At 47.1% G+C, this 9020-nt stretch carries 10 protein-coding genes and 1 pseudogene; 6 read left to right on the top strand and 5 right to left on the bottom strand.

Features of this window, described 5'->3' with window-relative positions; genetic code table 11:
- Positions 1-197 (top strand): hypothetical protein (locus tag AC06MN_RS07525; protein ID WP_475671744.1); only part of this gene is annotated, 197 nt, incomplete at its 5' end.
- Between the two features lie 232 nt (positions 198-429).
- On the opposite strand, the gene AC06MN_RS07520 is transcribed toward AC06MN_RS07525, so the two are convergent.
- Positions 430-1269, bottom strand: a complete 840-nt coding sequence (locus AC06MN_RS07520; protein ID WP_475671743.1) for an Lcl domain-containing protein — start codon at positions 1267-1269, stop codon at positions 430-432.
- Positions 1266-1721, bottom strand: coding sequence for a hypothetical protein (locus AC06MN_RS07515; protein ID WP_475671742.1), 456 nt, complete (start codon positions 1719-1721; stop codon positions 1266-1268). Before AC06MN_RS07515 ends, AC06MN_RS07520 begins: the two co-directional genes overlap by 4 nt.
- A gap of 262 nt (positions 1722-1983) precedes the next feature.
- Here AC06MN_RS07515 and AC06MN_RS07510 point away from each other — a divergent pair, with 262 nt between their 5' ends.
- From AC06MN_RS07510 to AC06MN_RS07500, 3 genes are read left to right on the top strand one after another with little or no spacing between them, the layout of a single operon-like run.
- Positions 1984-2472 carry a hypothetical protein gene (locus tag AC06MN_RS07510; protein WP_475671741.1) on the top strand — a complete coding sequence of 163 codons (489 nt, stop codon included), beginning with the start codon at positions 1984-1986 and terminating at the stop codon, positions 2470-2472.
- A gap of 54 nt (positions 2473-2526) precedes the next feature.
- Positions 2527-3702: a C1 family peptidase gene (locus tag AC06MN_RS07505; RefSeq protein ID WP_475671740.1), complete on the top strand. Its 1176-nt coding sequence runs from the start codon at positions 2527-2529 to the stop codon at positions 3700-3702.
- 23 nt (positions 3703-3725) lie between these two features.
- Positions 3726-3914: a hypothetical protein gene (locus tag AC06MN_RS07500; RefSeq protein WP_475671739.1), complete on the top strand. Its 189-nt coding sequence runs from the start codon at positions 3726-3728 to the stop codon at positions 3912-3914.
- Here the strand turns inward: AC06MN_RS07500 and AC06MN_RS07495 are convergent.
- From AC06MN_RS07495 to AC06MN_RS07485, 3 genes are all read right to left on the bottom strand, one after another.
- Positions 3907-5145, bottom strand: coding sequence for a CD0519/CD1768 family membrane protein (locus AC06MN_RS07495; RefSeq protein WP_475671738.1), 1239 nt, complete (start codon positions 5143-5145; stop codon positions 3907-3909). The two genes, AC06MN_RS07500 and AC06MN_RS07495, sit on opposite strands and share 8 nt — an antisense overlap.
- Before the next feature lie 3 nt (positions 5146-5148).
- Positions 5149-6183: a porin gene (locus tag AC06MN_RS07490; RefSeq protein ID WP_475671737.1), complete on the bottom strand. Its 1035-nt coding sequence runs from the start codon at positions 6181-6183 to the stop codon at positions 5149-5151.
- 725 nt (positions 6184-6908) lie between these two features.
- Positions 6909-7328 (bottom strand): Hsp20/alpha crystallin family protein, encoded by a 420-nt coding sequence (locus AC06MN_RS07485; protein ID WP_475671736.1) that lies wholly within the window; start codon positions 7326-7328, stop codon positions 6909-6911.
- A gap of 552 nt (positions 7329-7880) precedes the next feature.
- Here AC06MN_RS07485 and AC06MN_RS07480 point away from each other — a divergent pair.
- Both AC06MN_RS07480 and AC06MN_RS07475 read left to right on the top strand, forming a co-directional pair.
- Entirely contained in the window at positions 7881-8669 is a 789-nt protein-coding gene (locus AC06MN_RS07480; RefSeq protein WP_475671735.1) for a TonB family protein, read from the top strand.
- Between the two features lie 237 nt (positions 8670-8906).
- Positions 8907-9020 (top strand): annotated as a pseudogene (locus tag AC06MN_RS07475) (IS5/IS1182 family transposase); the annotation flags it as partial.

Genomic DNA, 9020 nt, shown 5'->3' with positions numbered 1-9020 from the left:
GAAAGAAACGAGCCGCCTTATTAATTAACCGCAAAAGCAGCGTGGTGTGCGTGGGGCGGCGGAAAGCGAAGCCCGCCGGCCTGCGGACTCCACGATGCTTTGAGGACTATGCCGGTTACAGGAAACTGCCAGGGCAAATGGATGAAACCAGGCCTAAACGAAAAAAAATATCAAAAAATGCTTGCGTGGTAACATAGAAAGCGAATTACACGAATTAACACGAATAGGCCTTGCTGAAGCAAGTCCCTGTCTGCCGGACGCTGAAGAAGAACCGCTAATTTGGTTGATCTTGCGAATTGTAAATTATTGCCTAAATACAGCAAGCGCACCACCCATTGGGCGGTGCGCTTGCTGTTTCCGTCTTTGCGCACTCCCGTGCACGCCCCGCCCGACAAGTTTTTCGCCCCTGCCCGTAACGGGAAACAAGGGCTATTTCTGACGCGCGGAACGCACTGCACGAACAGAGTGGCCATAGCTGCGGTAGCCGTAGCTGTACATATTGCAGTAACCCGAATAGAAGTTGCAGTACCACGCGTTGTTCGGGTAGTCAGTGTTGAGCGAACTCGACCAGTAGTAGCCGACGCTGCCCGCGTTGTAGAGATTGCCACACCAACGGTAGCCAGCAGCAGGCAAGAAGAGCGTGTTGCCGTTAGGCCCCGTGAAGCGTCGCCCGTTCACACCATTCTGCGTCGTCCACACCGAAGTGCAATGGTCGAGAAGCTCCTCCCATTCCTCAAGCGTAGGGGTGCGCCAGCCACTGCCCCAATTGGCCGTGGCTGCATCGTCGCCCGCCTGCAGAATGGTCAGGTTGTCGGTATAGCCGTTGCAGCCGAAGCCAGAATAGTTGCAATATTTTGTCAGATCATCATAACCACCACATGTGTAGGTGTAGGTATCCCAATCGTAATAGCTCTTCGGTTGGGTTTCGGCCCAGGCGAAGTAGTCGCCGTAGTCTTCGGGCGACGAGGCGCCCACATTGCGTGTGGCCCACAGCAGGCCGCTCGGCAGGCCGAGGTCAACCCAATTGTGTTCTTCTTCTACACGATAGATGTAAACGGTATCCAAATCAGTCAATGCAGACCACGCAGTTCCATCTTCATGGGTCAAATTCTGTCCATAAGCATCAATATGGATGCCATTCACGACTTGAGTGTTAAGTACAACAGTATCGTTTTGGGTCTGATATCTAATGACATAATGTCTTCCACTTTGGCCGAAGCCGAAAAAGCAAACTGTCAAAAATGTTATGAGTAAAAGTGTTTTCTTCATCTTCTTATGAATTTGAGGGTTTGACTGTTGACTTTGATGAGATACAAGGTGTTGCCGCGCAGGGTTGCCAAGTCGATGACACATTCCTCACAGCTTGGCTGGCTGAAGACCATGCGCCCCAAGAGGTCGGAAATGACGACATTGCTTTTCCCTTTGCATTTCACATACAGCTTGTCGGCGGCAATGTAGGAAGCGTTTTCGTCGCTGTTTTCGCCCACGGAATTTCCTTCCGTGAAATAGTACTTGACGCCATTCTCCATATAGAAACTCAGGTCGTTCACAACCATGATGGAGTCTTGAAACTGAATATCAACGCCATCAGCCAGTTCATAGCTGACCACAGCATTATCGGGCAGGACGAGATTGAAAAAATTCAACCCGTCTTTGTTCTGGGCCTCAAGCCCTTGGCATAAAAGGAATGCCATGATGATAAAAGTAAGCCTTTTTCGCATAACTTGATAGGATTATGATATTTAAAGGTGCAAAAATACAGAAATTCCGAAAAAAACAACAGAAGGGGTGAATTTTGCGACACGATAATTTTGCACCTTGTAGAGACGCGATTCATCGCGTCTCATATATACACAATTTGGGAGACGCGATGAATCGCGTCTCTACAGAACAGCCTCTGGAAACGGAGGCTGTTTTTTGTTTGCAAGATACAATTTTGCCATTCACTTTTTTATTGTATCTTTGCCGAAAATAATACGAGATATGCAGGAAGATAACACAAATACACACGATATTACTGAAGCCTCACAGGAGAAGCATGACAGTCTGGTAGCAGCCATGGCAAATTTTGCAGAATCACGCGAACCTCAAATTGGCATTTTCTGGTTGGATACCGATGAATGTGACTTGTTCGGCGTTTACAAGACAGATGCAGCTAAAGTCAGACCTGACAGGATGGGAAGACGCATATTCAACAAACTTCATGCTGATATGTGGAGGAAAGAGCATTTCAAGGAATTGGCACAAAAAGGCACGGCCGAGCGTTATGTTGGCGATTACACCATGATTCCTCGCGGACGAGTCAATCAGGAAGGCGAAGAGTTCGTGGTTTATGTAGGTTCTTGGATTGATGAATTGGAACCAATGCTTACCCCTTTGATAAACTGCTATTTCAACATCGAAGTTTTCAGATACGAAAAAGACATCCATTGGGAATTGGGACATGGTTTCAGCGGAGATAAATTCAAGTAAGAAAACTTTACCTTTTTTAATAAGCAAAACAACAACAATCTAAATACTATCAATATGAAAAAGCATTTGTTCCTCGCCTTGGCGCTGATGATGGGATTCACAGCAGTCCAGGCACAAGATGAAAAGAAAGAAGAAGGCTTCCAGTTCACCACCATCAAGGAAGCGCCTATCACCGGCATCCGCGACCAAAACCGCTCGTCGACCTGCTGGGCACATTCCGGCATCGCCCTCATGGAAGCCGAAGCATTGCGCATCAAGGGTGTTGACGTCGACCTTTCGGAAATGTTCGTCATCAGCCACTCCATGATGGACCGCGCCGAGAAATACGTCCGTCTGCATGGCAACGCCAGCTGGGCTCCCGGCGGCAAGTGCGGCGATGTGCTTTATTGCCTCGAACACTATGGCTTCGTGCGTCAGGAAGACATGCCGGGCAACCGCTATGGCGGCACCCTGCCGAACCACACCGAACTTGACGCCGTCGCAACAGGTTATGTCAGAGCCATCGCCAAAGGCGATTTCAGCAAGCTCAGCCCTGTCTGGAAAGAAGGTCTGCAAGGCATCTACGACGCTTACCTCGGCAAATATCCTGAAAAAGTGAACGGCATGACCCCACAGGAATATGCCAAGTCATTGGGCCTCGAAGCCGACAACTACATCACTTTGACTTCCTACACCCATCATCCATTTTATGAGCCATTCGCCCTCGAAATCGAGGACAACTGGCGCGGCTGCCCTTACTACAACCTGCCTATCAATGAACTGATGGAAGTGATGCAATACGCCATCGACAAGGGTTACACCTTCCAATGGAGTGCCGATGTCAGCGAACAAGGTTTCACACGCAACGGTATCGCCGTCTATCCTGACGCTGAAAAAGCTGCCGAACTTTCCGGTTCCGACATGGCACATTGGCTGGGCATGTCGGCTGCAAGCCGTCGCAACGAACTCACTTCCAAGCCAATGCCAGAAATTGACGCTACACAGGAAATGCGTCAAGAAGCCTTCGACAACTGGGAGACTGGCGATGACCATGGTTTGCTAATCTTCGGCAAGGCCAAGGACCAAAACGGCAAGGAATATTTTATGGGCAAGAACTCATGGGGCGATGCCGGTGACTACCACGGCATTTGGTACGTTTCGGAAGCCTACGCCAAATACAAGACCATGAACATCGTCCTGCATAAGGACGCACTGCCAAAGGATATTGCCAAGAAACTTGGCGTGAAATAAATCCATGTGGATTATATAACATCATGTCAAATAATGAATGGCATGATTATAAAAAAAGGGGGCGTGTTTTTGGAGAAAAGCACACCGCCTTTTACCCAAAAGCCCGCCTGCTTTTTCGAAAAGCAGACGGGCTTTTAAAATTTGCTGCCCGTGCTTTTTTCAAAAGCTGGCGGGCTTTTCAGTTTTTCAAAACCGAACTTCAAATCACATGATCATGGCAAGCAGCACATACAGCCAGTGGGCGGCGATACCTGCGCAAAGACCGCCGATGGCGTGGGCGCCAATGGCCTTGCCAATGAGCTGACGGTAGCCAAGCGAGTCGAGCATGGCGGCGTGTGTCGAAAGAAATCCGCTCCAGCACATGCCCATTGCAGTGAATACGGCAATGGCATTGGTGTTGATGATACCTTCGGTGATGAAGCGTGGCACCAGACCGATGGCGGCGCCGACGGCTCCGAGTGCCGTCATTGGGAAGGAAATCAAGGCACCGCTTTCAAATCCAAACAACCATTTGAAAATGAAGTTGATTTTATCAGCAGCCCAAGTGATGACCGGAACACCTTCGTAGGCTACGCCGAGGTATTCGCCGTTTTCGCCCGAAGGTCCGAAAGTCAGCATCATGACAATGGTGGAAATGCAGAGAACGCCAGGAATAATGGCGAAACCGATGCCAACACCGTCCTTGCCGCCGTCGAGCAACGAGTTGAGGAAACGCATGAAAACGCTGCCTTCGCTTTTGAAGCTGATTTGCTGTTCGTCGCCCGATACCACAGAGACTGGAGCATCCAATTCGGGATAAGCCTTCAGTGTGAAACGCTGCATTAACCGCGTGGAAACAATGCTGCCGATGACAGCACCAGCCAAGCCGATAAGTGCGCCTTTACCAAAACCGAGACCCGTCATAAAGGCAATGACCACAAGGCCCATGCCGAATGCGGTTCCGAAGTTAGTCAGCGAAACCAGCTGGTATTTCTTGAAATAACGGTTGAAGTTCTTGTCGTGGGCCAAGGTGATGATGGCAGGATTATCGCTCAAAAAAGTCATCACGGCACCCAAGGCGGCTACACCCGGAAGGTTGTAAAGCGGCTTCATCAACGGACGGAGCAGGTTTTCAAGCAGACGCACTACACCAAATTCGGTGAGCATCTTGCTGATGGCGCCCATCAGCACGCAAATGGCCATGATGTAGAACACTGTTTCCAGAAGCAGATGATAGGAGGTCTGCATGAAGGTGTTGAGCATCTTGGGGAGTGTCATCTTGTAGGCCAGTCCGCCAAAGAAGGCGAAGAACACGATAAGGAAAACGATAGCCTCAAAACTACGTTTCGTGGTGAATTTCAATGGGTGTTTCGCCCATTTTCCAAATGTGTTGAAGATTTTCTCCACGCCGTTTTTGTATTCGTGGGTACTTCTTCGTTTGTTAAGAAATGATAAACGTGGCATGATTTATTCTTGATTTTTCTGTTTCTTGATATTCAGCAAGTTGACTTTCCAAGTGAAACCAATGTTGGCCTGAAACATATCCATTCCATCGATGTTGTTGTGCGAGCCGCAAAGGTGAAGACGGACATTTCTGCTCCCCAAAGGATAGTATTCAAAGCCCACGCTTTCAAAATCGGTGTCTTTGCCAGGTATGACCCAAGTGTCGAATGGATTGTTTTCAGTAGGAAGTTGCGCCCTGTTGGAGTCGATGCCTGCTTTGGCAAAGACAATCCATTTGTCGCCAATGTCAATGCCAATGCCGAAAATGGCAGTGAAATCTTGTCCGAAAAAGCCTTCCTGCCTGAACGAAGCGCGGTTCATAATGTCCAAGTACATTTCTATGCCGTTGAAAAGCAGTTTGTTGCCTAAAGAAATATAATTGATGAAATGACCTGGTTCGTATTCAATCATGTTGGCGGAATAGGCAGTTTTGAAAATGCCGTGATTGCCGTACCACAACAGGTTGTAGGCATAAATGCTCTGCAATGCGGAGTTGATGAACGGTGAATTTGACATTTGGAAAAGAATTTGGTCTTTTTTCGATTTCGTCAGGTAATTGAGCGAAAGGCCCATTTCGTAGCAGCAGACGTGATTCCAGAATTCGGTGCCGTAATAGATGTCGATAGGCGCGGTATCGTATTCCCATCCGCCGATGGCGACGACCTGTTTACCGCCTGAAATGTAGAAATTGTCGGTGACATTCCAATTGAGATAAGCCCAGTCGGTGCCTTGGAAAAATGTGTTGGCGAAGCCGACGTTAGGCGAATTGATGCGTTGACGGAAGTGGTAGGAAAATTTGTCGGTGATGTTTCCGTCGAGAACAACATTTAGGTACTTCCCAGAAAAACCGTGGTTTACGGAATCCTTTGAGTAATAATTAAAGGTGTAGTCGGCGCGAGTCTCAAGCCTCAATGTGTTTAAGGTGACGACTTTGTCCTGTGCAAAGGCATGAATGGCAAGAGCCATGAAAAATGCCGTTAAAAAATGAACTTTTTTCATATTGGATAAAATAGTCGGCAAAAATACGAAATTTAGTGTTTCCATGACTTAAACAGCAATAAAAAACGGGGCGGATAGATCCGTCCCGTCGTTTTGGTTTTTGGTCGTTGTTCTTTTTGAAATGCGGTTTGTCGCGTCTTTACGTGCGAAGGGTGTCGCTCGCTGTTGCTCGCTATGCCCTTCGCTTGTGTAGGCTGCCCTTTCAGGGCGGAGGCTTCTGGATGGCCGTTGAAACGCGGTTTGTCGCGTCTCTATGTGCGAAGGGTGTCGCTCGCTGCCGCTTGCTATGCCTTTCGCTTGTTAGGCTGCCCTTTCAGGGCGGAGGCTTTCGGATGGTCGTTTAAACGCGGTTTGTCGCGTCTCTATGTGCGAAGGGTGTCGCTCGCTGTTGCTCGCTATGCCCTTCGCTTGTGTAGGCTGCCCTTTCAGGGCGGAGGCTTCCGGATGGCAGTTGAAACGCGGTTTGTCGCGTCTCTATGTGCGAAGGGTGTCGCTCGCTGTTGCTCGCTATGCCCTTCGCTTGTGTAGGCTGCCCTTTCAGGGCGGAGGCTTTCGGATGGTCATTTAAACGCGGTTTGTCGCGTCTTTACGTGCGAAGGGTGTCGCTCGCTGTTGCTCGCTATGCCCTTCGCTTGTTTGGCTGCCCTTTCAGGGCGGAGGCTTTCGGATGGTCATTTAAACGCGATAGCGCTACTCCTCACTCCTAATTCCTCACTCCTGACTTTTTAATTCACCTCAATGGTTTGCACAAGTTTCTTCTTCTCTTCCATGGTGACTTTCGGCAGCACGATTTCGAGGATGCCGTTCTCGACTTTGGCCGTAATCTGCTCGCGGTGAATGTCTTCAGGCAGCATGATGGTCTGACGGAACTGTTCCACCGAGAACTCGTGGCGCAAGTAGCGTTTTGCTTCGTCCTTGGTCTCGTTCTTGGTTTCCTTGGCCATTTCAACAATGAGGTTGCCTTCGGCATTGATGGAAATCTTCAGGTCGTCTTTGGTGAGTCCTGGCACGCTGAACTGAACCTTGTAGTCTTCTTTGCTCTCGATGATGTTCATCTGGGGTGTTGCATACGAAACGTTGCCCATGTTCATGAGTTCATTGAACAATGTAGGCATGAAATCCTGTGGTCTTCTGGTTACTAACATGATGTTTGGTTTTTAAATTGTTTAACTGTTTATTTGTTTAGTTGTTTGTCTGATTTGCTTGTGCCACTCGCTAAGTTTGTCGAAACGGTGGTTAGTCTTTTTCCGCTTTTTCATTCGGACGATTGGCAATAGTCAAATCTTAGGCCAAAACATAAAACGCCATATTTTTGTTCAAACAAATGTCAAAATGACAGCAAATAATCTATTATACACATTATCCATGACAAAACGACAGAAATATAAGTAGATAAAAGACGGTTTTCCTTAAAGACACGAGTGGCTTCTTGAAAAGACAACCATTCAGGCAACACTATACTTTCAGAGCCAAACAGCAAAAGTTGTTATTTAGTAAATAACTGAAATACAAGCAAATACAGAACATGCTAAACATTCAAATTACTGCAATCAACCATTTTTCTCATTATGATTCTAATTCTCAACCATTTACATTTCCATTTTACTATTTTTCAGGTCAAACGATATATTATTGCCTTTTTTATTATTTTAGCACATTAATAAAATGTGTATAATTTACAATTTAACATTCTAATTATGAATACATTAAAAAGAATCAAAGTGCTTGTGGCAATCGTTTGCCTTTTCTTTATAAGCCAAGTGAAGGCGCAAAACACAAATCCTGAACCGATGTCGGGCAATGAGTTGACCAAAGATTTCATTGCGGCAAACCTGATTTATCCCGAAGAAGAACTCAACAGCAAAACCAACGGGAAAGTCGTTGTCACCCTGCACATCGACAAAAACGGCAAAGGCAGCAATTACCAGATAAAGTCATCGTTTAGCGAAGCCGCTTCACCTATTGCACTCGATTTGGTAAAGAAAATCATTTGGAAACCTGCAACTTACATTGCCATGCCTGTTGAATCGGACTTTGAATATGAAATAGATTTCAACGCGAAAAGTTACAACCGCTATTGGAAAAAACATGAGCGCGTTGCCATTCCTTTGGCTTTGGAAGCCGACGACAGTTATGAAATCTTCGAGAACAAGCAACTTGAGGAATATGCCCAGCCTTATTTCGCCGATGGCAGCAGCATGGGTCAGTACATATATGGCAACTTGCAATTTCCCGCAGAGGCTCAGGAAAGGGAAATCCAAGGCACGGTGAGGTTGAGTTTCGTGGTCGAAACCAACGGCAACGTTTCAAACATCGTCATCGTCAATTCAGTTGGCGGAGGTTGCGATAATGAAGCCATTCGTCTGATTCAAGGAACGCATTGGATTCCAGGCATTAAGGATGGAAAATATGTGAGAACCTACAACATGCAGGACATCACCTTCCGCATCGGGCAGAGAAACTATCAGGACGGGAACAGCTATTGAAGTGAAAAGTGGAAAGTGGAAAGTGGAAAAAGTTAGGAGTTAGGAGTTAGGAATTAGGAGTTAGGAGTATTTTGTTTCGTGAGTTAGTTGAGAAAGTTGGTTGGTTTTCGGTTATCAGTTTTCAGTTATCAGTTTTCAGTTATGGGCTGTTCTATAAATTAACTTACTAATAATTAGTTATTTAGTTTGATATTTCAGTAGAAAATCGTACCTTTGCAGTAGAAATCATACGGAATCATGCAGAAAACTACTACATACCGCAAGCCGATGGGCGAGAACCTGTTCGAGGAGGAGTTCACTGTCGAAGCCCTCTCCCGGATGGGCAATCCCCTTGAGCAGCTCGCCGCGTTG

Source organism: Candidatus Limimorpha sp. (genome assembly GCF_056203535.1).
Note: the sequence above shows the minus strand (reverse complement) of the source record. Positions and strands in the feature narration are given on the sequence as shown.